Source organism: Chryseobacterium culicis (assembly GCF_002979755.1).
GTDB classification, from domain to species: Bacteria; Bacteroidota; Bacteroidia; order Flavobacteriales; family Weeksellaceae; genus Chryseobacterium; species Chryseobacterium culicis_A.
On sequence record NZ_PCPP01000003.1, the window covers coordinates 284718 to 311045 of the forward strand.

The window sequence follows — 26328 nt, forward strand, 5'->3', positions numbered from 1 at the left end:
ATCAATGCCTTTTTTCAGAAATTTTAAAATGTGAAGAGGAATGGTGCTGAGATACGAGATTCAGGATATTGGGATATAAGATTCGGGATGCTGTCAATAGTGAATTTTGCTTCGCAAGTGAATGATGATTTTTTTAATAGAGCTAGAACGTCTATCCTTAATTTTAAGCATCAACGAAATAAACTTGCAACAAAAAAAACCAGCAACCAGTAACTTAACTAAAAACTTTGAATTTTGAATCTTAAACTTTTATACAAGCCACCCTCTTCTATCCTTCTGAGGAATAAATGTCCAGGCCAGCATTCTGCTTATCTTTTGTCCCTGAGCCATATCAATCGTTTTCACTTCTACGGCTTTTACTTTCTTTAAAAGATGAATCAGTTTATTGAGATTGTCTTTTTTAGACACCAGACACGTGAACCAAAGAACCTGAGATGAAAATAATGCACTTTCGTTAATCATTTTAGTAATAAAGGCCAATTCACCTCCTTCACACCATAGTTCAGATTGCTGACCACTAAAGTTTAGCAAAGGTTTAACCTTCTTTGATTTATTAAGATTTTTTGTTTTCCTGATGTTCCCTTTCATTGCAGACTCTTCAGAATCATGAAAAGGAGGATTGCACATCGTAAAGGTAAATCTGTCTTCAGAACCTATGATATTTTTAAAGATATGATCAGCATTTGATTGATGTTTTAACTGAATAACAGAGGAAAGATCCGGGTTTTGATCCAAAATATTCTGAGCATTTTTCAGAGAATCCTGATTAATATCGGTTCCCAGCATCGTCCACCCATAAGACCTGTGACTGATTAAAGGATACACAAGATTGGCTCCGGTTCCTATATCCAACCCTTTTACAGAGTTTCCTGCAGGGATTTTATCTGATGGTTCCGCCAGGAGATCAGCAACATAATGTACATAATCTGCACGTCCGGGAATGGGAGGACAAAGATTGGTATCGGGAATGTCCCAGCCTTTGATGTTATAGAAATGTAAGAGTAGCGCTTTGTTGAGCAGTTTTACAGCTTTTGGAATACTGAAATTAATGGTTACCGTCTGATAAGCATTTTCGAAAACATAGTGTTTCAGTTCCGGCACACAAGAAATAAGCTGATCAAAATCATAGGGATTACGATGCAGATTTCTTGTGTGCAGACTGGATTTTTCAGCGGACATATTTTACTTCTTCTGACTTAAAATATATTCCACCATTTTTTTGGCATCTTCTTTAGATACCTGTGGATGGGCAGCCATAGGCACACTTCCCCAAACTCCACTTCCGCCTTCAATAATTTTGGAAGCCAGCAATTCGGTATCCTTTTCAGAATACTTTCCTGCAATTTCCTTATAAGAAGGTCCTATCATTCTCTCATTCACAGAGTGGCATCCCGAGCAATCCAATGTTTCCATGATCTGATCACCTGAAAGATTGGTTTTTGCCGGCTCTGAAACAGCAGCTGTCTCAGAAGAAGCCGCCACTTCTGCTGTATTTTCTTTTTTAGAACAGGAAATGATCATAAGACCAAAAGCTCCTGCTAAAAGTATTTTTTTCATTATTTCTTAGCTGTAGAATCTGTTTTAGCAGCTTCTGGTGCAGGAGCAGCCGGAGTTGCAGCAGCTGGAGCAGCAGTTTTAGCCGTAGAATCTACAACAGTAGTTGCTTCTGGCTCTTCAAGCAACGTGTTGCTATCCTGTAAAGAATGATCTGGCTTTTTCTTGCAGCTTGCTAATAATAAACCTCCGATAAATGCGATTGCTAATACTTTTTTCATTTTATTCTAATTTGGAAGCAAAAGTATAAAAAATAAACTTTTAAACTTATGACAAATGTTTTCTTTCAGAAATATTTTTACGGTCTGGATTTTAATCTGATGATTAAAAAATAATTCAAACAGTAGGGAAATTTAAATTAGGTTGTTATTTTTGTATAACAAATTACCAAAATCAATCTAAAAATATGAAACTTATGACCAAAAAAAATGTATTAAGTACAGCGTTTGTTGCTCTACTTTCTTCCCTCCTTCTTTCATGTGATAACTCATCAAACGATCCTCATTCAGAATATTCTGATAAAATTGAATCGGTAACGCTTTTAAAAACAACAAAGTCGTGGGATGGAACGGTGTATCCGGCTTATCCCACAACACAGCCTGAAATATCAATTCTGAAGATTGCAGTTCCTCCCAACAAAGCTCTGGATTGGCATAAGCACCCTATCATTAATGCAGCTTATGTAGAAAAAGGAGAAATCCAGATCGAGAGAAAAGAAGACGGCAAAACACAATGGGTAAGAAAAGGCCAGGTTCTTCCTGAAATGGTCAACATTGCCCACAGAGGAAAAACCGGAGATAAAGGAGCAACCCTGATTGTTTTCTACAGCGGAACTCCTGATATTCCTTTGTCTGAACCCGTAAAATAGTTGTTTTAAACGCTATGTTCGCAAAGCAATTATGATAAAACTCTATTTTTTTGTTCGCAAGGCCACTTCGTTTAGCTAATGACTTATGATTATTTTTCCCAGTCACATTAATACCTGCGAATCAATACTCCTTAATCATAATGCACCTTGCTGAGTGAAACGCCTTTGCGACCTTTTTACATTCATATTAATAACATCTTCGCGATCTCAGCGTTTAAGTAAAAGATTATTATATTTAAAACATGGTTTTAATTTCAAAAATTCTGTTTTTTATCAGCCATCATGGTTTTTATACTGTGGTGCTGTTATTTGTATTCTTTGGACTTCTCTCCTATCTGACCAAAAAAGCATGGTTTCTGATTCCAATCCTTCCACTGGCTATCTTAAACGGATTTGGAGGACAATTTTTGAACGCCTGGTTTTTAAATAAATACGGAGTAGAAAGTACCGCTATCATCACTTCAGATGTAGAAACCAATTCTACACTGAATGATATGTATATCCACGATTATGAAGCGATTGTGAAAAAGCAGGACGGAAAATACGTCACTACTTTTTTCTCCACTACCAGCGCAGCCATCTATCCTATCAGTAATTCAATCAGAATACCTGATGACAAGGATATTCCGGTAAAATACATTCCCGGATACGAAAAGAACATAGTTATCCTGTATGATCAGTCCAGGGAAGGACAAATTTTATTGCAATATGAAAAGCAAGCTCCCGTCAATTCTGCAAAAACCAAGTATGAGGCAGACAAAACGAATAAGGAATTCATTGAAGAATACATTTCTGCCATGGAAAATTATTTAGAATATTATAATGATGAAACTTATAAAGAAAAAGTCAAGGAATTGAAACAAGAGCTCAAACAGCTTAAATAAAGGATTTTCATATTAAGTTTTTGTATTTCTTTAGTTTTTTTAGTTTTTGTATTAAAAAAATTTCTACATTTGTCCCATGTTAAAAATGAACAACAATATTTGGTGGTGGCTTTCAAACTCTTCGTCGGGTCTGAAGGTATTGTCATGTTGTTAATTACAGCAGAAATAATCAAAAAACAATATATAGGCTTTGACGGATACCGTTAAAGCCTTTTTTTATTCCTCAATTTTAAAAAAATAAAAAAACAACAAGATGTTTACTGACACAATTACAATAAAAACTGTTTCGAAAAAAACACTGGGAGACCTTCATACTCCCATGAACATTTATCTTAAAATCAGAGATAAATTCAGGGATACCATTCTTCTGGAAAGCTCAGATTCAAAAAGTATTGACAATAATTTTTCCTTTATCGCAGTGAATGCCATTGCCGGAATTGAAGTGAAGAACCTCAACGAATTTGAAATTAAGCTTCCTGCTTCTGCTCCCGTAAAGCAATTGATTAATGAGCGAAATATCACGGATATATTTGAAGACTTCCGTAATACTTTTAAATGTGAAGAAACTCATGATCCTATAGAACAAACTGCACAGAGCCTTTTTGGATACACAAGCTTCGAAGCAGTACAGTTTTTTGAAAACATTCATCTTAAAGAGCAAAGCAAGGAAGTTGAAATTCCTGTTTTGAGATACAGATTATACCAATATGTAATTGCGATCAACCATTTCAATGATGAAATGTATATCATTGAAAATTTTATTAAAGATGTAAAATCTGAACTTCATCTTTTAGAAAACCTTATTAAAAATCAGAATACTCCGGTTTATCCTTTCGAAAAAACGAGTGAGGAAACCTCTAATATTACAGACGAAGATTATATTGAACTGGTAAAAACAGCCCAGAAACATTGTATGCGCGGTGATGTCTTCCAGCTGGTTCTAAGCAGAAGATTTGAGCAGAAATTCAAAGGAGATGAATTCAATGTTTACCGTGCCTTGAGAAACATCAATCCTTCTCCTTACCTTTTCTATTTTGATTACGGAAATTATAAACTATTCGGATCAAGCCCTGAAAGCCAGTTAATCATCAAAAACAATAAAGCTATTATCCACCCTATTGCCGGAACCTCTAAAAGAACAGGAAATCTGGAAACGGATCTTGAGGCTATCGAAGTTTTAAAAGCTGATCCTAAAGAAAATGCAGAACACACCATGCTGGTTGACCTGGCAAGAAATGATCTTGGTAAACTTGGAAAAAATGTTACAGTAACTAAGCTTAAAGAAATCCAGCTGTTCTCTCACGTTATTCATATGGTAAGTGAAGTGACCGCAGATGTGGCGAATGATATCAACCCTCTTGAAATGGTTTCTGCCACCTTCCCTCAGGGAACACTCAGTGGAGCTCCCAAACATAAAGCGCTCCAACTGATCAATGAATATGAGAAAGATTCCCGTGGCTATTACGGAGGCTGTATTGGAATCATCGGATTGAATGGCACCTGCAACCAGGCTATTATGATCAGAACATTTTTAAGCAAAAACAACACTTTATTTTATCAGGCGGGTGCCGGTCTTGTCGCAAAATCAGTTCCTGAAAATGAATTGCAGGAAGTTAATAATAAACTGAATGCACTCAAAAAAGCAGTGGAAAAAGCAGAAAAAATAGTTGAAAAATAGTCTATCAACAAGCCACAAAAAATAACCAGCAACTATCTAACAAAAAAAGCAATGAACAACAATATAAACACTCAGCAGCCACCGCTTAAAGTTCTCGTTTTCGACAACTATGACAGCTTTACCTATAACCTTGTCCAGATTATTGAAAGAATTCTGGATCAAAAAGTAGACGTGGTAAGAAATGATGAAATAACCCTTGCAGAGATTGATCAATATGATAAAATCATTCTTTCTCCAGGGCCCGGAATTCCTGAAGAAGCAGGCATTTTATTAGAGCTGATTAAAGAATACGCTCCTACAAAAAGTATTCTTGGCGTATGTCTCGGACAACAGGCTATTGCGGAAGCTTTCGGAGGAAGTTTAATCAACCTGTCTGAAATCTTCCACGGAGTAGCTACAACTACTGAGCTGACAAAAGAAGACATCAAACTTTTCAAAGGTTTAAGTTCCGGATTGGAAGTAGGAAGGTATCACAGCTGGGCCGTCAATCCTGAAGATTTTCCGGAAGAACTGGAAGTTACTGCTGTAGATAAAGACGGAATGATCATGGCCTTGCAGCACAAAACGTATGATGTACATGGAGTACAGTTTCACCCTGAAAGCATCTTAACGCCCGAAGGAGAAGTAATCATTAAAAATTTCCTTGTGTAATGGAAACATTAGAAATCCCTACAACAACAATAAAAACACCACAAATGAAAGAAATACTGCAATACTTGTTCAACCATAATACCCTGTCAAAATCAGAAGCCAAAGCGATGATGATTGAGATTGCACAGAATAAATTCAATGCTGCAGAAGTGACTGCCTTCATGAGTGTTTTCCTGATGCGAAATATCACATTGAAAGAACTGGAAGGCTTTAGGGAAGCTTTGTTACAAATGGCTGTTCCAGTAAATATTGATGCAAATGATGCCATTGATATTGTAGGAACCGGAGGTGACGGAAAAGACACCATCAATATATCAACATTAGCAAGTTTTGTAGTGGCCGGAGCCGGACAGAAAGTAACCAAACATGGAAATTACGGAGCTTCTACCATTACAGGTTCATCCAATGTACTGGAGGAGCTGGGATATCAGTTCAAAAACACTTCAGAACAACTGAATGAGGATCTTGAAAGAGCTAATATCTGCTTTTTACATGCTCCTTATTTTCACCCTGCATTACAATCAGTAGGACTGTTGAGAAAATCTCTGGGACTAAGAACATTCTTTAATCTTTTAGGCCCGTTAGTCAATCCTGCAAAACCAAAATATTCCATGATTGGGGTGTATAATCTGGAAATTGCAAGGATTTATCAATATCTCCTTCAAAAAGAAGATCGTGAGTTTATTCTTGTACATGGTCTTGACGGATATGATGAAATAAGCCTTACAGATGACAGTAAAATCATTACAAAAAACGGGGAAGAAATTTATTCTGCAGAAGATTTAGGCTTCCATCCTGTAACGCTGGAAGATATTAAAGCCGGGGAATCTACTCAGGAAACGGCAAAAATATTTATGAATATTCTGGAAGGAAAAGGTACAGAACAGCAGAACTCTGTGATTCTTGCCAATGCGTCAGTAGCCCTTTACAACACGCATAAATTCGGAACCTATGAAGACTGTCTTCTTTTAGCTAAGGAAAGTCTGCAAAGCGGAAAAGCATTAAACAGTTTTACTCTTTTAATTAATTAGTCTTATTATTTTTTTTAACCGTTAAGAATTTTTAAGTGATGAAGAATAGTTAAGATCATAGCTAAAACTATTTATTCAGCGAAGTTCTTCATTCTCCATCTTTGATGGAACTTAATTTATCTTATCATCTTAATATCCCTTAATGGTTTAACATTTTTATCATTTTATTAAATTCTGTATCAAATGACTATACTGGATAAAATTATTGAACGAAAAAATGAGGAAATTGCATCAGCAAAATCACGCATTTCTCTTGACCAATTAAAAGACACTCAATCTTTTGGAAGATCAACCTATTCTCTGAAAGAATCCATCAAAAATAAAAGTGGAATTATCGCTGAATTTAAAAGACAGTCTCCTTCAAAAGGAATCATTAACAATAGTGTAGAACCTTTGGAAGTGGTTTCAGCTTACGAAAATTTTGGAGCCAGCGGAATTTCCATCCTGACTGACAATGATTTTTTTGGAGGAAACTTCAACGATATTCTTAGCGTAAGGAATGATATTAAAATTCCTATCCTGCGAAAAGATTTTATGATTGATGAATATCAGTTTTATGAAGCCAAGAGTATAGGTGCAGATGTCATTTTACTGATTGCATCCTGCCTTTCACCTGCTCAGGTAGAAGAATTCACAGCACTTGCCCATGAGCTGAAAATGGAAGTTTTACTGGAAATTCATACCGAAGATGAGCTAAAACATTTCAACTCAAAAATTGATCTGGTAGGCATAAACAATCGAAACCTTAAGGATTTCAAAGTTGATCTTCAACATTCCGTTCAGCTAAAAAATCAGCTTCCAAAAGAAGTATTATCGGTAGCAGAAAGTGGGATTTACAGTCTTGAAGATTTTAAATTTTTAAAGGAAAAAGGATTTGACGGCTTCCTGATGGGAGAGTATTTCATGAAAAATACAAATCCGGCCAGCGCTTTTGAAGAATTTGCTTCTCAAATTTAAAATAAATAACAATGAACCTGCAACCTATAAACTCAAACCTGCTGCCAAAACTCAAAGTCTGTGGTCTCACAAAACCGGAACAGATTCAGGAATTGATTTCTATGAGGGTAGATTTCCTTGGTTTTATCTTCTATGAAAAATCGCCAAGATATGCTTTGAACCACCTGAGCTTAGAAGAGATATCAACCATTGATCATCAGGGAAAAGTGGGCGTTTTTGTCAATGAAGAAATAGATATCATTGTAAAGATTGTTCAGCACGCAGATTTAAATTTTGTACAGCTTCATGGTGATGAAAGCAATAATTTTATTGCTGAACTAAGACAAAAACTGAATCCTAAGGTTGGAATCATTAAAGTAATTAGAATAGGAAATATTGATTCTGACAACAAAGATAAAATAGCACAAACTCTTTCCTCCAACCTGCAACCTGTTACCTACTACCTATTCGATACTGACAGCAAAGCATTTGGCGGAACGGGAAAACAATTCGACTGGAATATTCTGAATGATTTTACCATTCCTCTGCCCTACTTTTTAAGTGGTGGGATTTCAGAAGAAAATATCGGGAATACAGAAACATTGAAACAGAGGCCTTTTGCTTTAGATATCAATTCAAAATTTGAAACAGAACCTGGAAATAAAGATATTGACAGAATAAAAAAATTCAAAAATCTGTATCAACAGAATAGATAATTAAAAAAACACACAATGATGAATATACATTTGCTAAAGAAGACATTTTACAAAACATTATTTCCCCCTAAATTCGGAAATGAAAAGATCCAGAACCTGTATCATTTTGTTGCTCAGAACGACAGCAACGTGGAACATTGGGAAGTTGGCGGATTGTTATCTGAATTCATTAGCATTATTAAAGATTTTGAGGAAGGAGATATCCAGTATTTCTTTGAGAGAATCAGCTTATGGAACAGCTATTATCTGGTGATTATTTCGGATAAATTTTTAGATAACCATGTCAGAACAGTGATAAAATATGACTTGGGCTTGATTTATGCTAAAATATTTCTGTTGTATGAAGATTCTGACCCTTATTATCTGATTGACAACCTGGAAATTGCCATCACGATGTATCAATCCAAAATAGATAAGGCAACCTTAATTGATTTAATGCATAAAATAGAATTATTATATTATAAAAAACTGATTACCAAGCAACAGCATGACTACCATCTTACTTTTATTAATAGTTTAAACCCATGAAGTATCAGATAAAAGAAACAAAAGATTTAACAGAAAATGAGATAGAACATATCTTGAAACTTTGGGATATTTCTGCCTGGAACACCATGAAATCAGCCTATTTCCGGATGTTTTTCAAAGATTCGGAATTTCATTTTCTGATGGATAAAGATGAAAATATATTGGCAGTTTTGAGGGTAAATTTTGATTTTACCTTACAAATAGCAGACACAGCATATGCTTTTGCAGAAGCTGTAGGACTTGTAGCCACTCATAAAAAGAAAGGATATGGTGCAGCGTTGGTGAGCCGTTTCAAGGAAAATGTTATTCATAGAAATAAAGAAACTATTGGTTTTTGCCACTCAGATCTTCGTCCTTTTTATGAAAAATGTGATATAGAAATACTCTATGACAAAGCCAAAATGATCAAAGAAAGTATAGGCTCCAATTGGGTAAATTCTGAAGATGATGATATTTTAATTTTTCATACATCACAGGAAAGAAAAGAACTGCTGAATCAGTTAAGCTCACAAAATAACGCTTATTTAATTACTAAAGAATAAAAAAATGAATTATAAAAACCCCGATGAAAACGGATATTATGGAGAATTTGGAGGTGCTTTCATCCCCGAAATGCTCTATCCTAATGTAGAAGAACTGCAAAAAAACTATCTTGAAATCATAGAATCTGAAGATTTTCAGACGGAGTATCAGGATTTGCTTAAAAACTATGTAGGACGGGCTACACCACTCTATTTTGCTAAAAACTTAAGCGATAAATACCGGACTCAGATTTATTTAAAGCGTGAGGATCTTAACCATACCGGAGCTCATAAGATCAATAATGCACTGGGACAGGTTCTATTGGCAAAACGTCTTGGAAAAACAAGGATTATTGCTGAAACCGGAGCAGGACAACATGGCGTTGCTACCGCTACAGCATGTGCTTTGCTGGAGCTGGAGTGTATTGTTTATATGGGAGAAATTGATATTCAGAGACAAGCTCCGAATGTAGCAAGAATGAAAATGCTGGGTGCAGAAGTTGTAGCAGCTACTTCAGGTTCAAAAACGCTGAAAGATGCGGTGAATGAAGCATTACGAGACTGGATCAACAATCCTGTGACCACTCATTATGTGATTGGAAGTGTTGTGGGACCTCATCCTTTTCCGGATCTGGTAGCAAGATTTCAAAGTATTATTTCAAAAGAAATTAAAGAACAGCTTAAAGAAAAAATCGGAAGGGAAAATCCTGATTACGTAATTGCCTGTGTAGGCGGAGGAAGTAATGCAGCAGGAACTTTTTATCATTTTGTAGAAGAAAAAGAGGTAAAAATTATCGCTGCTGAAGCCGGAGGATTGGGAGTCAATTCAGGGAAATCTGCAGCGACTACCTTTTTGGGAACACTTGGAGTTCTTCATGGAAGTAAAAGCCTTGTGATGCAGACAGAAGATGGACAGGTTATCGAGCCTCATTCAATTTCCGCAGGACTGGATTATCCTGGAATCGGACCCTTCCATGCCCATTTATTTAAAGAGAAAAGAGCAGAATTCTTTAGTATTAATGATGATGAAGCCTTACAATGTGCTTTTGAGCTGACCCGACTGGAAGGAATTATTCCGGCACTGGAAAGTTCTCATGCGCTGGCAGTTTTGGACAAAAAGAAATTTAATGCAACTGATGTTGTCGTTATTTGTCTGAGCGGCCGTGGAGATAAGGATATGGAAACGTATCTCAAAAATTTGTAAAATGTCGGATGTAAAATGTACAATGTATTTCCTATCCTAACTTTCAATACATAATACTTTATACATTATACTTTGTACATTGTACATTGTACATTGTACATTATACTTTAATACAATAAAAAATGAAAAAACTAAATATATACTTCACAGCAGGAATTCCTCATCTGGAAGATACCGCTGATATTATAAAACTGATTCAGGATTCCGGAGCAGATATGATCGAAATCGGAATGCCTTATTCAGACCCTGTTGCGGACGGGCCTGTAATCCAGAAAGCACATGAACTTGCTTTACAAAATGGAATGACGATTGAAAAACTGTTATCTCAGTTGAAAGCGATCAAAAGCGAAATCAGAATTCCGATTATTTTGATGGGTTATATCAATCCAGTTTTGAGCTTCGGATTTGAAAAATTCTGCGCGGCATGTGCGGAAAGTGGTGTTTCAGGATTGATTCTTCCCGATCTCCCTCCTATTGAGTTTGAGAAAAATTACCAGCAGATTTTACAACAATATAACCTTAATTTCACCTTTCTGGTAACCCCGGAAACTTCGGATGAAAGAATGATTTATCTGGATTCTTTAAGTTCAGGCTTTCTGTATGCAGTAAGCTCTTCTTCTACAACAGGTAATGAAAATGCAGTGGTAAAAAATGAAAACTACCTTTCCAGGGTAGCTTCTCTTCCACTCAAAAATCCGGTGATGATCGGATTTGGGATCAAATCGAAAGAAGACTTTGAAAATGTTACAGAAAAAGCAGACGGTGGTATTATCGGAACAGCCTTTGTAAATATCCTGCTTCACGATAAAGACTGGAAGAAAACGGCTATAGATTTTATCCATTCCATAAAAGGGTAAAAATCACTAAATTTGTATATCAAAAATTGAAATGAATACAAATCTAAATAAAGCAGTAGAATTTGAAGATTTAGGAGTCAAAGAATATCAGCCAGCCTGGGATTATCAGGAACAACTGATGAAAAATATCATTGACACCAAAATAAAAAACAGGGATCTTCCTGCAGAGGAACATAGTATTACGCCCAATCACCTTCTTTTTGTAGAGCACCCTCACGTGTATACTTTGGGAAAAAGCGGGCACGAGGAAAATATGTTGGCCGGTATTGATAAGCTGAAAGAAATTGATGCTACTTTCGTAAAAGTAAACCGTGGTGGAGATATTACGTATCATGGGTACGGACAGGTTGTAGGCTACCCTATTCTGGATCTTGAAAACTTTTTTACAGATATTCATTTATATATGAGGAATCTGGAAGAAGTAATCATCAGAACCATTGCCGAATATGGGATTAAAGGAGAACGCTCTCCGGGAGAAACAGGAGTATGGCTGGATGTAGGAAAACCCTATGCAAGAAAGATGTGTGCTATGGGAGTGAAAGCTTCCCGTTGGGTTACCCTGCACGGCTTTGCACTGAATGTAAATACGGATATGCGTTATTTTGAATACATCATTCCGTGTGGAATCAAAGACAAACAGGTTACTTCTTTAAAAAGAGAACTTGAAAGAGAATTAACTCCTGAAGAAATGGAGGAACTCAAGGCTAAGATCAGAAAACATTTTGCAGAGGTATTTCAGGCAGAATTGATTTACAAATAGTCAAGACTACTTACCATAAAATAAGCCCGGTTTCAATAGTTGAAACCGGGCTTATTTTATGATAATGTTATTTTTATTCGCTTAGACTATCCACAACGTTTGTCATTCCGCAGGAATCCAGACACAGAAAGCTTATGATAATGAATGAAGATAAAATAAGAGTTTAGATTCCTACGGAATGACAAAGCGAGTAAAGAAAAGATACGTACTAAAAACATCCGTATTCTAGTGATAAATTATCCATCCAACTTGTCTATTCCGCAGGAATCCAGACTGCAAAAATCAAAAAAATATTATTTTAATAATTTTCTATTTCTCCTGAACATCTCTATAAAAATCAGTATTTTTAACAGTATTTTTAATATCATAAAATCAATAAAACAACAAAATAATTTATTTTTTTCTAAAAAAATATTGCTCATATTTTAAATTTTATTACTTTTAATGTCACAAAATAGTGAACTATCACCATTATAAAGTTCACTGCAAATTAACTACCAAAATATAAAAACTATGAAAAAATTTCTGTTATCCATGATGGTATTCGTGACGATGCTGTCATTCAATGCCTGTTCAGATTCAGGTGCCAATCAGGATCCCAATCTTGTTGCTAAAGAGTCTAATGAAATCGCGATGAAAGATTTCGGTAAAACTGTTCCGGTAGGGATTGAAAAAGAAGAGGGAAAATTTAAAGTCTCTTTTATGGTGAGTGCTCAGCCATACCACATTAAAGACAGTAAGGAAAATGCAGGTTATATTTCTATGATCAGACAAGCCGTTGAAAACGAAACTCCTGTTCATATTTTCCTGAAAACCAACACCAATGAAATTGCAAAAGTAGATAAACCTACTGATGATGATATCCGTTATTTCAAATCTGTTTTCAATAAAGAAGAGAGAGGAGACAGCAAAAAAGCAGTGAGTGTTATTCCTAATCTGGCAACACTGAACAGCTTATTTACGCAGATTAAAAATCAGGCTTGTGGTACTTCTACAGCATCTTCTCCATGTATCACTTTCAGATATCCAGTGGATGGATGTTATGCAAGAGCTCACAAAATGAGACAAATTCTCCTTAATGCAGGTTACGACTGTGAAAAGCAGTTCGTTTACGGAAACCTGAGAGCTTCTACAGGAACTTGCTGCGTATCATGGGTATATCACGTAGCCATATTGGTAAGCTTCAAAAATGCTTCCGGAATTGTTGAGAAAAGAATCATCGACCCTTCACTATTCTCCAGCGGACCTGTAACTGACGCAGCATGGAGAGCCGCTTGTACCAACACAAGCTGTGGATCTGCTTCTGTATCTTCTTTTGCCAATACAGCAGGAAATGTATATTACAGAAGTCCATCAGGATCTTTACTGTATGATAACAATTATGTAAATACCAATTGTGTATTGAATATATTCTCATCCCTTTCAGGATGTTCTCCTTCTCCTGCACCAAGTGTAGCGAGCTGCGGATTTTAACTAATTTATACAGAGCTCCTGCATTTATTTTGATACATTGCAGGAGCTTTTTACTTAATACTTTTTGCTATGAAAGCCTGGTCCTATTTATTATTACTTTTTATTATGATTACATCTTGTTCCGGTAATTCCAGTTCACAAAACTTAACATGGTATAACAATTCCACCATCACAGATATTACGGAAGACCCGGACAAACCTAATGAAGTTGTTCGTGTGGCCATCGGAATAAGTGCTCAGGTTTTTTATATTTCAAAGAAATCACCGGATTACAAGAGTCTTATAGAAAAAGCTACAATGAGCTTTAAAAAAAGTAAAACCTATGATATAGGGATTGAAAATAAAACCAATATCATCAAACAAATTAAAGAGGTCAAATAATCCTGACTATCTGATCACAGAAATTCCGGCATCCACTTTTACTTCAGCTCCATGGATGTATGAAGCTTCCTCTGAAGCAAGAAACAGAACTACATTAGCTATTTCTGACGGTTCTCCCTGTCTTTTAAAAGGGATGGTAGGAATAATATCGTGAATGGCACTTTCAATCTGCTCTCCGGTTAAACCCGTATTATTAAAAATATTGGTTTTAATATGTCCTGGACTCACTCCATTGACACGGATGCCACGTTCTGTAAGTTCCACTGCAAAAGTTTTAATGAAAGACTGTACTGCTGATTTGGCTGCAGAATAGACCGAAAAATTAGGCATGGCAATTTCCGTAGCTACTGAAGTATTGAAAACAACGGAACTTCCGCTTTTCATCAATGGTAATACCTGCTGTACTGTAAAAAAAGGGCCTTTTACCAGCATATTAAAGAGTTCATCAAACTGGTTTTCATCTACATATTCCACCGGAGCAAATCTCCCGTATCCTGCATTGGCAAAGACCAGATCAATATGTTCTGTATATTTTCTGACTTCCTGCTGAAGGTTCATCAGATCTTTTATACTTCCGGCATTAGAGACAATTCCAAAAGCCTTTTTTCCTAGCTTTTCCAGAGCAGCATTTACTGTGTCTTCACTTCTCCCTGTGATAATCGCTGATCCTCCTTCCTCAATAAATTGCTGAGCGGCAGCCAATCCCATACCGTTAGTTCCACCCGTAATTAAAGCTGTTTTGTTTTTAAATCTCTGCATTGTTTTTAGTTTAAATTTCTATTGCAAAGATTGGAATACAGAGCCTTTGAAAAAATCCGAATCATGCGGAATTGAGCCCATAGACAAATTAATTTTTATCTTTTTTAGCTTTATCAATAATTGACATCAATAAAATCTTTCAAAATTAAATTGCACACAATTAAATTGACTATATATTTGCAGTGTTAATTTACTTCACTATAAAAATCAGGAAGTTTACAATCACCCAATAGTTTAATTTAAAACAATAAAAAATGTCATTAATAGAAAATCTAAACTGGAGACATGCCGTAAAAGCTTATGATCCCAATAAAAAAATTTCACAGGAAGACCTTACTACTATTTTAGAATCAGCAAGACTGGCTCCTACTTCATCCGGATTGCAGCCTTTCCGAATCATTGTAGTGGAAAATCAGGAACTGAAAGAAAAAATGGTGGCAGGAGCTTTAAACCCTGAAGTGATGAGAGACTCTTCTCACGTTTTGGTTTTTGCAGCATGGGACAGCTATTCTAATGAAAAGATTGACAAAGTTTACGATTATCATACCGATGTAAGAGATCTTCCAAGAGGTCGTTTCGGAAGCTATACCGATAAAATTAAAGAAATGTATGGAGCTCAGACTCCTGAAGAACATTTTGCACATACTGCACGTCAAACTTATATTGCCTTAGGGATTGCTCTTGCACAGGCTGCAGAACTTAAAATCGACAGTACTCCGGCGGAAGGATTCAGCAATGCTGTAGTAGATGAAGTATTGGGATTAAAAGAATTAGGACTAAAAAGTGTAAGTCTTTTATACCTTGGATACCGTGATGAAGCCAATGACTGGCTGTCTTCTATGAAAAAAGTCAGAATTCCAATGGATGAATTTATCATAAAAAAGTAATACCTTCATCGAATCTTTCGTCGTACTCAATATTATGGAAAATCCGAATACACCCAAATTAGAAAACCAGATTTGCTTTCCGCTGTATGTAATTGCTAAAGAGATTACAGGGCTTTACCGTCCTTTTCTTGATGAGCTGGGCATTACCTATCCGCAGTATCTTGTCATGATGATATTATGGGATGGTGACGGACTTACGGTAACCCATATCGGAGAAAAACTGTATCTGGATAGTGGAACGTTAACCCCTCTTCTTAAAAGACTGGAATCTAAAGGATTTATCAACAGAAAAAGAAAAAAAGAGGACGAAAGAGTGGTTGAAGTATTTTTAGACGAAGCAGGAAAACAGCTTCAGAAAAAGGCATGTGAAATTCCGGGAAAAATTCAGGAAAAACTGGGAATACAGCCGGAAGAACTGCTGCATCTTAAAGACACAGTACTAAAAATATTAAACAAAATAGAAAAATAAATGAAAACGTTATATACAACTCAGGTTACCGCTAAAGGTGGCAGAAACGGACATGTAAAAAGTGAAAACGGAGTGTTGGATCTTGAGGTAAGAATGCCAAAAGGCCTGGGAGGAGCCAATGATGATTTTGCCAATCCTGAAATGCTTTTTGCAGCCGGATATTCTGCATGTTTCGACAGTGCTTTGAACAGAGTAATCAGCCTTTCTAAAGTGAAAACCGGAGAAACAACCGTAACTGCACAAGTGAGCATAGGACAGATTGAAAACGGAGGTTTTGGACTGGCAGCAGAACTTGATGTGAATATCCCCGGAGTTTCTATTGAAGAAGCTCAGGCTTTAACTGAAAAGGCTCATCAAATTTGTCCTTATTCTAATGCGACCAGAAACAATATGGAGGTGAAACTTTCAGTAACCAACAACGATTAATCCAATTTTTTTAAGCATAGTTATAACGAAAGGAGCTGTTTCCATGGAAACAGCTCCTTTTTATTTTATTTTCCCACAGATTTCACAGATGAACACAGATGATTGAGAATATTTTAGTACCAGCATGTCATCATTCATCATTCATAATTTATAATTCATAACTCATCATTACCTTCTGTCTTTATTTAGATCACTTTTCTGATAGGCATCTACCTTTTTATAAGAATCATTTTTCTCTTTTTCTTTTTTGTCTGAAATCAGAATTCCGAAGAGATGGTCGATTTCATGCTGGAAAATAACCGCTGTAAAACCTTCTACAATTTCTGAATATTTCTGTCCTTTCAGATCTACATACTCCAGCTGAATGACTTTGCTTCTGTAGAACTGATCTCTGAATTCAGGAATAGACAAATCTCCTTCAGGCCCGAGGTTCTGAAGATCGGATCGCCATACAATCACCGGATTGATAAAGTATTCCAACGGAGTTCCTTCTTTATCAAAACGCTGTACCCAGATTATTTTTCTGTTGATTCCTACTTGAGGAGCAGCAATTCCTACTCCACCATCTGTTGACAAAAGGGATTCTTTCATTCTTTTGACCAGAACTGCCGTATTCGGATCATGAGGATCTGCTTCTGAAGAAATGTTCAGCAATGTTTTGTGCTGACTGGCATCTGTGGTCTGATAGATCGGTAATGCTGTATTTACATCGCCCTGATTAATAATGGAAATCTCATTGGAAGTAAGTTTCTGAGCGTTCAACAGTCCGATAAAAAAGATCAGCAGGATGGGTAATTTCTTCATATTTTTTGAATGTAGTACAAAGGTAAATATTGTAGAATAAAAATAGTTATTAATCCCTGAATTTTAAGTTTTGGCTAAAGCCAATAGAAGTTGATATAAAAAATGAACGGGCTAAAGCCCGTTCCTATTGAATTCAATGTATGTAATTGATTTTTGTCATTCTGAAAGGGATGTAATGTAATGAAGAGTCTCATAATTATAGTAAGATTCTTCCTTCGTCAGAATTACACTTTTGTAAAAAAAATTAAAAAGTCTTCGTCATATCACCCGGAATAATCAGATTGAAATCTGTCGGGATATAGTCTTTGGCAGGAACTTTCAGTTCAGGATCGTCTGATTCAAAAACAGAAATTACCGCCATTTTCAGGTTAGGATTTTTCTGTTTGATGTACCAATAGATTCCCCCAAATTCTTTGCTGTGATAGTTTCCGTTGTAATGGATGAATGTTTTTCCGGCCTGGAAGTTTTTCAGAATAGACTCCGCCATGGTTGCATCTTTTGTAGCCTGAGCTGAGATAAAATTCATCACTCTTGTTCCCTCGGCATGGTCTCCCATCATCTTTTTCATCTCTGGATATCCTGGTGTGTCCAGCGTAACTTTGATAGGCAGCTGAGCAATGTATGTTTTCTCTTTTCCGCTTAATTTATTTAAAGATTCAAGGCCTTCTTTAGCTGTCTGAGAGGCATATCTTCTTGGAATATTGGTGGCCACAAAATTCAGTTTTTTATCTTTGGCAAAATCTACCAAAGGCTTGTAATCTGTTGCGTAATTATTCCATAAACGGGCGGAGTCTTTCAATGTTTTAGCATCAAATTTTCCGTTTAAATATTGATCCAGCTGCGCCTGATTATCTCTTTCAAACATTTCTGCTCCTAAAATAAGCTGACCGTTCTTTTTGGCAAACAGAGCTTCTGTAATTTTAAGCTGAAGCCAGTGATTGATAGAACTGTTATGATTTTCTCCAAAAAAGACCACATCATAATCTGCCAGTTCTTTCACCAGTTTTTCGGTTTTTATTTCCTTTCCTTTTTTATCATAAAACTGGTAAGCTTTAAAGTCCTGCGCCTTCAATGAACAGAAACCGGCAAGCAGTATTGCTATGAAAATGTTTCTCATTTTATGTTGTATTTAATCACAAATTAAACAAATATTTTGTCATTTACTACACAGTACTTGTCAATCTGCTTATATGAAAATTTGCTTTTTTTACTTCTTTGCAATAAAAAAGACCGCTTTGAATTTTACAAACAAAACGGTCCCATTCAAATCATCTAATTATTATTTCTCTAATGTTGCTACAAGATCCTTCCACTCCTGAAGTTCAGGAATTCCAGGTTTTCTTTTCCCGAAGAACTGAACAATAAAGTCTCCTTCATTGTTGAATACTTCGATAGCAGTTACTTCTCCGTCTTCTGTTGGTTTTTTAACAATCCAAGCTTCTGCAATTTTCGTTACATCAAGGTGTAAGTTGAAATCCGGATCCATTACATTGAACCACTGCTGGTGCCAAAGTGTTTTCTTAACGTTTCCTGTGTGGATCTGAATGATTCCTCTGTTTCCAACGAAAACCATAATCGGTGTATTCTTTTCAGAAGCATCTTCAAGGATGTTTACCACTTTAGCATTATCAATTTTCTTAGCAAATCCTTCCGGAGCCAATCGTAAAGCCTGTGTTCTGCTTACTCCATATTTTCTTGTCATCATGAAGAAATCATGGGTATCTTTCAACTCTGTCCATGCTTTTTTGAAACCTTCCACATCAATTTCAGCATCTGCTTTTTCAGCCTGTTTTGGAGCTACTGCTTCAAAAGCCAGTGCCTGATTCTGATCTTCCGTTTTGAATTTTTCAACAATCGCATCGAAAGCAGCTTCATTACTGTCTTTAGTCAGATAAATCTTGTGAAGTGCCAGTCCGTCTTTTCCGAAAAACTGCAGGCTTTTCTTCTCTCCTTCCAATACGGCAAAAGCAAATTTCCAGTGGTTAAGGAAAATTCTAAGATCGATATCTTCGCCCACAAAAAGCTGTGCATGAGGACTGCTGAAATCTCCGTTCAGGTAAGTTCCTTTTCTTTCATGAACACATTCATCATTACGGGTAAGAGCCATTACTTTTCCTAATTGCTCAGCTTCTGTAAGAATTCCCTGGAAATCCGGGTTCAGGACAGTTACTCCTTCTCCAATGCTTGTTGCCAGCAATTCTGCTTCACTTACCGCTAACTGTGCTGCTGCATTTCTTATTCTGACATGTGGATTTTCTGCTTTCAGAGCTTCCCATTTTTCCTTTAAATCATTAACTAATGTGCTCATTACTTTACTTTTTTATGGTTAAAATTGTATAAATTCTTCGTATTGTTTCGTTTCCTGTTTTACTTTTTATTTCTTCTTCTTTTTCAGAAGTTTTCATTCTTTTAAAATGGCTTTTGGAGATCAGTTCTTCCATTTCACTGTTGCTGTACAGGGTGAAGTCATATTCCGTAAACGGCAGCTTCTCCATGAATTCTCTTTGCCCGAATGTAAGAACGAATGTTCCGTCATCTTTTAAAACCCTGTAGATCTCGTTTAAAAATTCTACCGGATTTTCCCAGAAATAAACGGTGTTGACGGTGAATATTTTATCGAAGGTTCTCTCCTGAAAAGGAAGATTTTTGCCTTCATACAAAACAAAATCTGACTGGTTTTCAAATTCTTTATTGAGTCTTTTGGCTTCATTGTGCATGGTTTCAGAAATATCAATCCCGGTATATCTGAGGTTTTTGGCAAGACTCATTATACTTTTCAGGTGTGCGGCATTTCCGTGTCCTATTTCAAGGATTTGTTGACCGTCATCTATCACAAGTGTTTTGATGCTTTCCAACGTCATACTGATGTTGGTAGCATTCATCATTTCACCAATCTCGATGCCTTTTTCACCCTGAGGGTTGGCAAGATTCTGAGCGAGGATTTTTAATTCGTCTTTTTCCATGGTTATCCAAAAATGATCATTGGGTTATTGGTAATAGGATGTCCGCAGATGGTACAGGGAAAATTATAAGCATTGCTGATATTTTCTTCAGTAAAAACTTCCTGTGGAGTTCCATAGGCGGAAACCTGTCCTGATTTCATTAATAAAATCTTATCTGCAAATTGTGCAGCAAGGTTCAGATCATGCAAAACTACAATAGCACTGTTAGCTTTTTTGGTGAAATTTTTGATAATTTCCAATGCTTTATACTGATGTTTTATATCTAAATTATTCAAAGGTTCATCCAGAAAAACCAGTTTATGGGGGATCTCATTTTCAAGCTGTGCCATTACTCTTGAAAGGTGTACACGCTGTTTTTCTCCCCCTGAAAGTGTATTGTATTCTCTTTCTTTCAGATGAAAAATATCAGTTTCGTACATCATATTGTTCATGGCTTCCAGATCTTCTTTTCCAGGCTGGGCATCAAAATACGGGTATCTTCCCATCATGATTACATCCTTCACCTCAAGCGGAATATCATTGCTGTTATGTTGTGAAAATTTTGCTTTGTGTTTGGAAAGCTCTCTGATATTCCATTCTCTGATTGGTTTATCTTTAAATAAAACTTTGTTATTGCCGGATTTCACTTCATCTGCCAGAACACTCAGAAGACTTGACTTTCCTGCTCCGTTGGGTCCTACAATGGCGAGAAATTCACCGTATTCCAGAGAGACATCTACGCCGTCCAGGATACGGAATTCTTTATGTTTATAATTAATCTGGTGTGCCTTAATCATTACAGTGATTTTTTAAATTTAACCAAAATAGCAATAAAAATAGGTCCTCCCATTAACGCTGTTAAAATCCCGATTGGCAATTCTGATGGTGCTACAATGCTTCTGCTGAATGTATCTGCCGTCAATAGCAAGATACTTCCACACATAGCCGACAATGGCAAAATAAAAGCATAATTGGATTTGAATAAAAGTCTTAAAATATAAGGTACAATAAGACCTACAAAACCAATTGTTCCTGAGAATGCCACACAGCTACCCACCATTAAAGCCACAATGATAATAATCTGCTTTTTCAGCCTTTCCACATTGATTCCCAAATGCTGTGCATCTTTTTCTCCAAGCATCATTGCATTCAATGCTTTTCCTTTAGGCAATAAAATAATGTAAGCAATAATTGTAACAATGGCCAGAATGATATTCTTCGTCCATGTTGCTGCTGCCAAACTTCCTAAATTCCAAAAAGTAAGATCTCTAAGCTGTTCATCTTTTGAGATATAGATTAAAAATCCTGTTATTGAAAAGCCTATCGCTGTTATTGCAACTCCGGTAAGCAACATCATCACCACATTGGTTTTTCCTCCGCTTGTTGAAATTCTGTACACCAACATCATAGATAAAAAAGAACCTATAAAAGCCGCGATGCCTACCAGTGAAAATTGTACAACTTCAGGAAGATATTCTTTGAAATGTCCTCCTAAAACAATCGCAATTGCAGCCAGCAGGGTTGCTCCTGATGTAAGTCCTATTAAATCTCCCGTTGCCAAAGGATTCTTGAAAAGCCCCTGAAGGCTTGTTCCTGAAACCGACAACATACTTCCTACTAAAATAGCCATGATAATTCTGGCTGCTCTTACGTCCCAAATCACATATTTATCACTCAATGATAAATGGGGATCTCCTTTTATAAATTGCCAGAGTGCCCTGAACGGAGAGTTGTCTCCAAAATCATAGACCCCTGTATTAAGTGACAGTACTGCTATAATAGTAAGCAGTACTGCACTTATAATAAGATAAAAGTATAGTTTACTTTGTGCTTTCAATTAAAAGTTTGTTTAATCCTACTGCTGCTTCTCCTACTCTTGGTCCGAAACCTGATACTAAACCTCCGTCCATTGCGATGATCTTCTTGTTCTTACCTGCATTGGTTTGGGATACTCCCGGCATTTTAAGTGCTCCTTCATTACCTCCTGCACCCTGTAAACCAGTTTCAAAGAAGAACAATACATCAGGATTAGCTTTTACAACAGCCTCCGGAGTCAATGGTTTGAAATCTTCAAAATCAGTCACTGCATTTTCTCCGCCGGCAAGGGTGATTAATGAAGCCATTGGTGTATTCTTACCGCTCACCATCAACATATTTCCTCTGGCATAGATGAATAATACCTTTGGTTTTTTAGCGATTGGCTGTACCTGTTTCAGATCTGCATCAATCTTGTCATTCAGTTTCTGATAGTCTGTATTTCCGATAGCTTTTGCTACTTGCTCGATCAGTTTTTTAGTTCCTTCCACAGTGTATTCCTGTTTGAAAACTTCAGTTTTAATTCCGGAAGATTTGATTTTCCCCATTAATTCAGGGTTGATATCTTTATCAGAAGCTAAAATTAAGGTAGGAGATACCGCCATAATCGGCTCAATGGTCATGGATCTCATGTGCCCTAAATCTTTAGCGGTAGTTTTTAAACTTGCCGGATAAGTACTGGTAACGTCTGTGGCAACGATTTCTTTTTCGTGGCCTAAAGCAGCTACGATTTCAGTAATTCCTCCGTTTAGCGTTACTATTTTATTGTTAGTTTTTGGTGCTTCAGAAGTAGCTTCTGTAGTATTTTCTTTTGCTCCTGCTTCTGCTTTTTTGCAAGAGTATACTGCTACAAGAACAGAAGCTGCAAGGATGAATTTTTTCATGATATACTATTATTTGATTATTTATAAAGGTTCGAATTCAAAATTGGTGTATCCTCTTTCTCCTTTCGTATTTTTCATGGTATTGAATCTCAGTTTGAAATAAAAACCTTCGGCATCTTTCAATACAAAGAAACGGTCTGCATACACAAAAGGAACCGGATTGGATGCAGTACCGGTAGTGGTTCTCCATTTATCTCCAATCGCTCTTTGGTCATTGAATACGAATTTTGCTGGCTCCACATCTTTTAATTTAAATGCATTGTAAGCCGCATCAAGACTTCCTGTAACACTTACCTGGTAAGCTCCTACTCCATTAAGGGTATTCGTTGCTACAAAGTCAGCATAAAAATAACTTCCTGCACTGGTTGTAGGCCCCATGAATACTTCATTGGTAAATGTTGTGAAGACCAGATCCCATTTTTTCTTCTTAGGCTGAATTTTTACCGGAGTTCCTGTTTTCAGGTTAAAAAATGAGAAGTTGTATTCTGTATCTTTGGTAATAAGATATTCTTTAATATCTGTTCCTGTTGCATTTACGTCTGCATAACGGATTTTGTATCCATTCTGAGCTCTCAGGATCTGAATCTTTTTCCATCCTCTCGGATCACCGGACAATGAAACAGAACCTGCCCCGATATTGGCTGCAGAAGGTATTTCTCTCCCTAAATTGATCAGATAAACAGGATTTTCAGCATCATTTTCTTTGATGGCATCTATTCCGGAAGTCTGATTAAGAAAATCTCCGTTCGGGTTGTCAACATATTTCATGTTCGCTGCATCAAATGTTCCCACCTGAGCAATGTCTTTCAAGCTTGATATATCAGATTCTTTTACTTTACTAATGTCTGAAGCGTTCGGTATTTTAATCACCGTCATGGCAAGAGATCCGTTCATAATCACTCTATAGGTATCGCCACTATAAAAACCAAGATCCCAGTCTGTTCTGCTGTTAACTGCCGGATTGGTATAGTCACTCAAATCAATCCAAACCTGATTAGGTTCTGTAGGACCGCCAATTTGTACACTTACTTCAGACCCTGTCATAGGAGGAACCGGAACCGGATCTTCGTCTGCGGAAAGGCAAGACTGTGTGGCAGCCATGATAGAAAGAACAGATAATATTTTTAAATACTTCATAATCGTAACTTATTATTTAAAATTGAAACATTAATCGGGCAAAATAGCTTCTGCCATAGTATAAATTAACAAACCCATTCGCCGCGGTATGAGCAGAACCTGCCACTGCGGTAGAGTTTAATCTCGTTACATCAAATATATTTTTTACCCCGGCAGAAATTTCAAAATGTTTATTCCAGAAGGGCTGGCTCACGATGAAATCCATCATATGAAAGCTGTCTATTTTTCCAAGGCGGAAACCTTCTGTTGGGTCTGATACATAAAGTCTGTCCGGACCTGTGAATTTGTAATAAAGGGCAAAATTGGTATCTGTATTTTTCAGTTTATAGGTTGCTGTAGCTCCTGCCTGTACCAAATACTGGAAGTCTGTAGGGGACGAAGATTTTAAATCAATCAATGATACTGATGTTCCGCTTACAGATCCTCTTAATGATAAGGCAAACTGATCTTTTCTGAAATCTACATTTGCTGAAATCAATAAGTTTTTATACGTATTAAGATTCATGTATTTGTAGGTAGAAGGTTCTTTTACCATTACCATTTCAATTCTGTCACGAACATCCAGATACAATGCATCTGCTCCGTAAGCAATTCTCCAGTCATTATGAGTTACAAAATTCTGATCCCAGAAAAGTCCTGCTGAGAACCCTTTTTCAGGATTTAAATCAGGATTTCCTTGTACATCATGATTGATGTTTACAAAATAGGTATATAACTCATCATATTTAGGAAAACGGTTGGCAGATCCTACAACTGCTCTAAGATTTGAATTCTCAGAAGTCTTATACCTAGCTGACAGAGAGTAATTATATTGATTGTTAAAGTTCTCACTCAAAGAAAGTCTTACGCCCGGTCTTAAAGAGAATTTATCAGAAACATTCCATTCTGCTGAAAGGAAATTGGAATAGGTAAATATCTTTCTTTTTACGGCTTCCCCCAAGAAGTCTCCTGCAATCAGTGCAGCATATCCATTGGTATAATCTAATTCATATCCTAACTGGAAATCAAAGACTTTACTATCCAGGAAGTTACTAAACATCCCTCTTGAATAGATGACATCTGTTTTATAATAAGACTGTTTTTCCTGTTTGCTTTTCACAGCTCTGTTCGGAATATCGTAATTGTAGTCGAAATATTGTCTATCCTGATTCTGGTAAGAGAAATCTCCCATGTAGCGGATATGTCCCAGATTGGTCTGGATATTGAATTGATGAACCCAACGGTTGGTATTATATTCTCTGTCTCTACTTTCGTAGGCTACTCCACCCAACCCGTCATTAAGAGGATTTCTGTTTACCTCAGGGTTATAAAAATTGAATTTTTCATTCAGGAAAGACAGTTTATAAAAGAATGTTGTTTTGTTTTTGCTGTATCTCAACAATGCGGAAGCATCATACTGATCTTTAGGATTCCACTCATATCCTCTTTGGTTATCCTGTCCGAAATATTTATAGCCTTTGCTTTCTCCTGCAAATCCCATAAACTGGTTATGGTTGAAATTGATACTTGCAAACCATTCATTACTGATATTATAATCTACATTCAGATTCTGAATATGTCTTCCGTTTCCTCTTTTCTTAAGATCATACTGGTCTCTTACCGTTTCTTCCTGTAAAGAACCTCTTACACTGATCTTTTTTGTACTGGTTTTCTTTGTAATAATATTGATTACACCGGCAACGGCACCATTTCCGTACTCAACCCCCATACTTCCTTTTACAATTTCGATTCTCTCTATATTGCTTAAAGTAATTTTAGTAAGGTCGATATTACTGCCTAATCCTGTATCCCCTACTACCGGAATATTGTCTATAAGAATTTTCACATAATCCCCATTAAGTCCCATAATTCTTGCTGTCGAGTTTCCTGAGCGGGTATCTGGAGTAATCTGTATGTTAAGACTTTGATTTAAAACTTCTGCAACATTCGTGGCTGCCATATTTTTAATCTGCTCTGCATCAATAACATCAACCTTATAGATGGACTTGTTAATGGACTGCTGCATATACTGTCCTGTAATAACAACTTCTTCAATTTTCTTTTGATTAAGAGAATCCTTTTCTTGTGCATTTACCCATAAGGCCACGGATAACGATAGAACGGAAAGCACTTTCTTCTTCATAAGGGTACAAATTTTCGACAAATATAAAACTTTATTTAGAC

Annotated in this window: 30 protein-coding genes; 17 read left to right on the forward strand and 13 right to left on the reverse strand. The window is 36.5% G+C overall.

The genetic code is table 11. From position 1 onward, the window contains the following. Positions 1 to 249: 249 nt before the first annotated feature. Genes rlmF through CQ022_RS17835 form a run of 3 tightly spaced genes read right to left on the reverse strand, consistent with a single transcriptional unit; the run spans position 250 to position 1775 of the window. Positions 250 to 1179, reverse strand: a complete 930-nt coding sequence (rlmF, locus tag CQ022_RS17825) for a 23S rRNA (adenine(1618)-N(6))-methyltransferase RlmF (protein ID WP_105683647.1) — start codon at positions 1177 to 1179, stop codon at positions 250 to 252. Positions 1180 to 1182: 3 nt separating this feature from the next. Further along, positions 1183 to 1557: a c-type cytochrome gene (locus tag CQ022_RS17830; RefSeq protein WP_105683648.1), complete on the reverse strand. Its 375-nt coding sequence runs from the start codon at positions 1555 to 1557 to the stop codon at positions 1183 to 1185. Further along, positions 1557 to 1775, reverse strand: a complete 219-nt coding sequence (locus CQ022_RS17835) for a hypothetical protein (RefSeq protein ID WP_105683649.1) — start codon at positions 1773 to 1775, stop codon at positions 1557 to 1559. The genes CQ022_RS17830 and CQ022_RS17835 overlap by 1 nt, the downstream gene beginning before the upstream one ends. A gap of 194 nt (positions 1776 to 1969) precedes the next feature. Between CQ022_RS17835 and CQ022_RS17840 the strand changes: the two genes are divergently transcribed. The 14 genes from CQ022_RS17840 to CQ022_RS17905 all read left to right on the forward strand — a co-directional run bounded on the left by CQ022_RS17840 (position 1970) and on the right by CQ022_RS17905 (position 14042). Continuing rightward, a complete protein-coding gene (locus CQ022_RS17840) occupies positions 1970 to 2422 on the forward strand; it encodes a cupin domain-containing protein (protein WP_105683746.1) in 453 nt (150 codons plus the stop codon). A gap of 242 nt (positions 2423 to 2664) precedes the next feature. Then, a complete protein-coding gene (locus tag CQ022_RS17845; RefSeq protein ID WP_105683650.1) occupies positions 2665 to 3306 on the forward strand; it encodes a hypothetical protein in 642 nt (213 codons plus the stop codon). Positions 3307 to 3559: 253 nt separating this feature from the next. Beyond that, the gene (locus tag CQ022_RS17850) at positions 3560 to 4984 is read left to right on the forward strand and encodes an anthranilate synthase component I family protein (protein WP_105683651.1); all 1425 of its coding nucleotides are present in this window, start codon (positions 3560 to 3562) and stop codon (positions 4982 to 4984) included. A 51-nt stretch (positions 4985 to 5035) separates the two neighbouring features. After that, entirely contained in the window at positions 5036 to 5635 is a 600-nt protein-coding gene (locus CQ022_RS17855) for an anthranilate synthase component II (protein WP_105683652.1), read from the forward strand. A gap of 44 nt (positions 5636 to 5679) precedes the next feature. Then, positions 5680 to 6666 (forward strand): anthranilate phosphoribosyltransferase, encoded by a 987-nt coding sequence (trpD, locus tag CQ022_RS17860; RefSeq protein WP_105683747.1) that lies wholly within the window; start codon positions 5680 to 5682, stop codon positions 6664 to 6666. Positions 6667 to 6849: 183 nt separating this feature from the next. Continuing rightward, positions 6850 to 7623 (forward strand): indole-3-glycerol phosphate synthase TrpC, encoded by a 774-nt coding sequence (gene trpC / locus CQ022_RS17865; RefSeq protein ID WP_105683653.1) that lies wholly within the window; start codon positions 6850 to 6852, stop codon positions 7621 to 7623. An 11-nt stretch (positions 7624 to 7634) separates the two neighbouring features. Beyond that, positions 7635 to 8318: a phosphoribosylanthranilate isomerase gene (locus CQ022_RS17870; RefSeq protein WP_105683654.1), complete on the forward strand. Its 684-nt coding sequence runs from the start codon at positions 7635 to 7637 to the stop codon at positions 8316 to 8318. Between the two features lie 15 nt (positions 8319 to 8333). Then, positions 8334 to 8846 (forward strand): hypothetical protein, encoded by a 513-nt coding sequence (locus CQ022_RS17875; RefSeq protein WP_105683655.1) that lies wholly within the window; start codon positions 8334 to 8336, stop codon positions 8844 to 8846. Next, on the forward strand, positions 8843 to 9388 hold the full coding sequence (locus CQ022_RS17880) for a GNAT family N-acetyltransferase (protein WP_105683656.1): 546 nt from the start codon (positions 8843 to 8845) through the stop codon (positions 9386 to 9388). Before CQ022_RS17875 ends, CQ022_RS17880 begins: the two co-directional genes overlap by 4 nt. A gap of 4 nt (positions 9389 to 9392) precedes the next feature. Then, positions 9393 to 10571, forward strand: a complete 1179-nt coding sequence (gene trpB / locus CQ022_RS17885) for a tryptophan synthase subunit beta (protein WP_105683657.1) — start codon at positions 9393 to 9395, stop codon at positions 10569 to 10571. Between the two features lie 122 nt (positions 10572 to 10693). After that, entirely contained in the window at positions 10694 to 11428 is a 735-nt protein-coding gene (gene trpA / locus CQ022_RS17890; protein WP_105683658.1) for a tryptophan synthase subunit alpha, read from the forward strand. Between the two features lie 31 nt (positions 11429 to 11459). Further along, positions 11460 to 12188, forward strand: coding sequence for a lipoyl(octanoyl) transferase LipB (lipB, locus tag CQ022_RS17895; protein WP_105683659.1), 729 nt, complete (start codon positions 11460 to 11462; stop codon positions 12186 to 12188). A gap of 513 nt (positions 12189 to 12701) precedes the next feature. Then, entirely contained in the window at positions 12702 to 13661 is a 960-nt protein-coding gene (locus CQ022_RS17900) for a protein-glutamine glutaminase (RefSeq protein ID WP_105683660.1), read from the forward strand. A gap of 69 nt (positions 13662 to 13730) precedes the next feature. Continuing rightward, positions 13731 to 14042 carry a hypothetical protein gene (locus CQ022_RS17905; RefSeq protein ID WP_105683661.1) on the forward strand — a complete coding sequence of 104 codons (312 nt, stop codon included), beginning with the start codon at positions 13731 to 13733 and terminating at the stop codon, positions 14040 to 14042. A 6-nt stretch (positions 14043 to 14048) separates the two neighbouring features. Here the strand turns inward: CQ022_RS17905 and CQ022_RS17910 are convergent, their stop codons facing one another. Further along, positions 14049 to 14801, reverse strand: coding sequence for an SDR family oxidoreductase (locus CQ022_RS17910; protein ID WP_105683662.1), 753 nt, complete (start codon positions 14799 to 14801; stop codon positions 14049 to 14051). A gap of 254 nt (positions 14802 to 15055) precedes the next feature. Here CQ022_RS17910 and CQ022_RS17915 point away from each other — a divergent pair, with 254 nt between their 5' ends. Genes CQ022_RS17915 through CQ022_RS17925 form a run of 3 tightly spaced genes read left to right on the forward strand, consistent with a single transcriptional unit; the run spans position 15056 to position 16583 of the window. Then, positions 15056 to 15688, forward strand: a complete 633-nt coding sequence (locus tag CQ022_RS17915; RefSeq protein WP_105683663.1) for an NAD(P)H-dependent oxidoreductase — start codon at positions 15056 to 15058, stop codon at positions 15686 to 15688. A gap of 34 nt (positions 15689 to 15722) precedes the next feature. Then, positions 15723 to 16157, forward strand: coding sequence for a MarR family winged helix-turn-helix transcriptional regulator (locus CQ022_RS17920; protein WP_105683664.1), 435 nt, complete (start codon positions 15723 to 15725; stop codon positions 16155 to 16157). Then, a complete protein-coding gene (locus CQ022_RS17925; RefSeq protein WP_105683665.1) occupies positions 16158 to 16583 on the forward strand; it encodes an organic hydroperoxide resistance protein in 426 nt (141 codons plus the stop codon). A 168-nt stretch (positions 16584 to 16751) separates the two neighbouring features. On the opposite strand, the gene CQ022_RS17930 is transcribed toward CQ022_RS17925, so the two are convergent. The 9 genes from CQ022_RS17930 to CQ022_RS17970 form a co-directional block, all read right to left on the reverse strand. Continuing rightward, complete coding sequence (locus CQ022_RS17930; RefSeq protein WP_105683666.1) at positions 16752 to 17387, reverse strand: peptide deformylase; 636 nt, start codon at positions 17385 to 17387, stop codon at positions 16752 to 16754. Between the two features lie 244 nt (positions 17388 to 17631). Then, on the reverse strand, positions 17632 to 18504 hold the full coding sequence (locus CQ022_RS17935; RefSeq protein WP_105683667.1) for a ChaN family lipoprotein: 873 nt from the start codon (positions 18502 to 18504) through the stop codon (positions 17632 to 17634). 162 nt (positions 18505 to 18666) lie between these two features. After that, positions 18667 to 19695 (reverse strand): hemin-degrading factor, encoded by a 1029-nt coding sequence (locus CQ022_RS17940; protein WP_105683668.1) that lies wholly within the window; start codon positions 19693 to 19695, stop codon positions 18667 to 18669. Between the two features lie 4 nt (positions 19696 to 19699). Further along, positions 19700 to 20350: a class I SAM-dependent methyltransferase gene (locus CQ022_RS17945; protein ID WP_105683669.1), complete on the reverse strand. Its 651-nt coding sequence runs from the start codon at positions 20348 to 20350 to the stop codon at positions 19700 to 19702. 2 nt (positions 20351 to 20352) lie between these two features. Beyond that, the gene (locus CQ022_RS17950; protein ID WP_105683670.1) at positions 20353 to 21126 is read right to left on the reverse strand and encodes a heme ABC transporter ATP-binding protein; all 774 of its coding nucleotides are present in this window, start codon (positions 21124 to 21126) and stop codon (positions 20353 to 20355) included. Beyond that, positions 21126 to 22166, reverse strand: a complete 1041-nt coding sequence (locus CQ022_RS17955; protein WP_105683671.1) for a FecCD family ABC transporter permease — start codon at positions 22164 to 22166, stop codon at positions 21126 to 21128. Before CQ022_RS17955 ends, CQ022_RS17950 begins: the two co-directional genes overlap by 1 nt. Further along, on the reverse strand, positions 22150 to 23028 hold the full coding sequence (locus CQ022_RS17960) for a hemin ABC transporter substrate-binding protein (RefSeq protein ID WP_105683672.1): 879 nt from the start codon (positions 23026 to 23028) through the stop codon (positions 22150 to 22152). The genes CQ022_RS17955 and CQ022_RS17960 overlap by 17 nt, the downstream gene beginning before the upstream one ends. Before the next feature lie 21 nt (positions 23029 to 23049). Then, entirely contained in the window at positions 23050 to 24165 is a 1116-nt protein-coding gene (locus CQ022_RS17965; RefSeq protein ID WP_228421771.1) for an HmuY family protein, read from the reverse strand. 16 nt (positions 24166 to 24181) lie between these two features. Continuing rightward, the gene (locus CQ022_RS17970) at positions 24182 to 26287 is read right to left on the reverse strand and encodes a TonB-dependent receptor plug domain-containing protein (protein ID WP_105683674.1); all 2106 of its coding nucleotides are present in this window, start codon (positions 26285 to 26287) and stop codon (positions 24182 to 24184) included. Positions 26288 to 26328 lie beyond the last annotated feature (41 nt).

What these genes read in the sequence shown, in the direction of transcription:
- rlmF (WP_105683647.1), bottom strand. Translation starts at nt 1,179, where the DNA reads ATGTCCGCTGAAAAATCCAGTCTGCACACAAGAAATCTGCATCGTAAT.
- CQ022_RS17830 (WP_105683648.1), bottom strand. Translation starts at nt 1,557, where the DNA reads ATGAAAAAAATACTTTTAGCAGGAGCTTTTGGTCTTATGATCATTTCC.
- CQ022_RS17835 (WP_105683649.1), bottom strand. Translation starts at nt 1,775, where the DNA reads ATGAAAAAAGTATTAGCAATCGCATTTATCGGAGGTTTATTATTAGCA.
- CQ022_RS17840 (WP_105683746.1), top strand. Translation starts at nt 1,970, where the DNA reads ATGACCAAAAAAAATGTATTAAGTACAGCGTTTGTTGCTCTACTTTCT.
- CQ022_RS17845 (WP_105683650.1), top strand. Translation starts at nt 2,665, where the DNA reads ATGGTTTTAATTTCAAAAATTCTGTTTTTTATCAGCCATCATGGTTTT.
- CQ022_RS17850 (WP_105683651.1), top strand. Translation starts at nt 3,560, where the DNA reads ATGTTTACTGACACAATTACAATAAAAACTGTTTCGAAAAAAACACTG.
- CQ022_RS17855 (WP_105683652.1), top strand. Translation starts at nt 5,036, where the DNA reads ATGAACAACAATATAAACACTCAGCAGCCACCGCTTAAAGTTCTCGTT.
- trpD (WP_105683747.1), top strand. Translation starts at nt 5,680, where the DNA reads ATGAAAGAAATACTGCAATACTTGTTCAACCATAATACCCTGTCAAAA.
- trpC (WP_105683653.1), top strand. Translation starts at nt 6,850, where the DNA reads ATGACTATACTGGATAAAATTATTGAACGAAAAAATGAGGAAATTGCA.
- CQ022_RS17870 (WP_105683654.1), top strand. Translation starts at nt 7,635, where the DNA reads ATGAACCTGCAACCTATAAACTCAAACCTGCTGCCAAAACTCAAAGTC.
- CQ022_RS17875 (WP_105683655.1), top strand. Translation starts at nt 8,334, where the DNA reads ATGATGAATATACATTTGCTAAAGAAGACATTTTACAAAACATTATTT.
- CQ022_RS17880 (WP_105683656.1), top strand. Translation starts at nt 8,843, where the DNA reads ATGAAGTATCAGATAAAAGAAACAAAAGATTTAACAGAAAATGAGATA.
- trpB (WP_105683657.1), top strand. Translation starts at nt 9,393, where the DNA reads ATGAATTATAAAAACCCCGATGAAAACGGATATTATGGAGAATTTGGA.
- trpA (WP_105683658.1), top strand. Translation starts at nt 10,694, where the DNA reads ATGAAAAAACTAAATATATACTTCACAGCAGGAATTCCTCATCTGGAA.
- lipB (WP_105683659.1), top strand. Translation starts at nt 11,460, where the DNA reads ATGAATACAAATCTAAATAAAGCAGTAGAATTTGAAGATTTAGGAGTC.
- CQ022_RS17900 (WP_105683660.1), top strand. Translation starts at nt 12,702, where the DNA reads ATGAAAAAATTTCTGTTATCCATGATGGTATTCGTGACGATGCTGTCA.
- CQ022_RS17905 (WP_105683661.1), top strand. Translation starts at nt 13,731, where the DNA reads ATGAAAGCCTGGTCCTATTTATTATTACTTTTTATTATGATTACATCT.
- CQ022_RS17910 (WP_105683662.1), bottom strand. Translation starts at nt 14,801, where the DNA reads ATGCAGAGATTTAAAAACAAAACAGCTTTAATTACGGGTGGAACTAAC.
- CQ022_RS17915 (WP_105683663.1), top strand. Translation starts at nt 15,056, where the DNA reads ATGTCATTAATAGAAAATCTAAACTGGAGACATGCCGTAAAAGCTTAT.
- CQ022_RS17920 (WP_105683664.1), top strand. Translation starts at nt 15,723, where the DNA reads ATGGAAAATCCGAATACACCCAAATTAGAAAACCAGATTTGCTTTCCG.
- CQ022_RS17925 (WP_105683665.1), top strand. Translation starts at nt 16,158, where the DNA reads ATGAAAACGTTATATACAACTCAGGTTACCGCTAAAGGTGGCAGAAAC.
- CQ022_RS17930 (WP_105683666.1), bottom strand. Translation starts at nt 17,387, where the DNA reads ATGAAGAAATTACCCATCCTGCTGATCTTTTTTATCGGACTGTTGAAC.
- CQ022_RS17935 (WP_105683667.1), bottom strand. Translation starts at nt 18,504, where the DNA reads ATGAGAAACATTTTCATAGCAATACTGCTTGCCGGTTTCTGTTCATTG.
- CQ022_RS17940 (WP_105683668.1), bottom strand. Translation starts at nt 19,695, where the DNA reads ATGAGCACATTAGTTAATGATTTAAAGGAAAAATGGGAAGCTCTGAAA.
- CQ022_RS17945 (WP_105683669.1), bottom strand. Translation starts at nt 20,350, where the DNA reads ATGGAAAAAGACGAATTAAAAATCCTCGCTCAGAATCTTGCCAACCCT.
- CQ022_RS17950 (WP_105683670.1), bottom strand. Translation starts at nt 21,126, where the DNA reads ATGATTAAGGCACACCAGATTAATTATAAACATAAAGAATTCCGTATC.
- CQ022_RS17960 (WP_105683672.1), bottom strand. Translation starts at nt 23,028, where the DNA reads ATGAAAAAATTCATCCTTGCAGCTTCTGTTCTTGTAGCAGTATACTCT.
- CQ022_RS17965 (WP_228421771.1), bottom strand. Translation starts at nt 24,165, where the DNA reads ATGAAGTATTTAAAAATATTATCTGTTCTTTCTATCATGGCTGCCACA.
- CQ022_RS17970 (WP_105683674.1), bottom strand. Translation starts at nt 26,287, where the DNA reads ATGAAGAAGAAAGTGCTTTCCGTTCTATCGTTATCCGTGGCCTTATGG.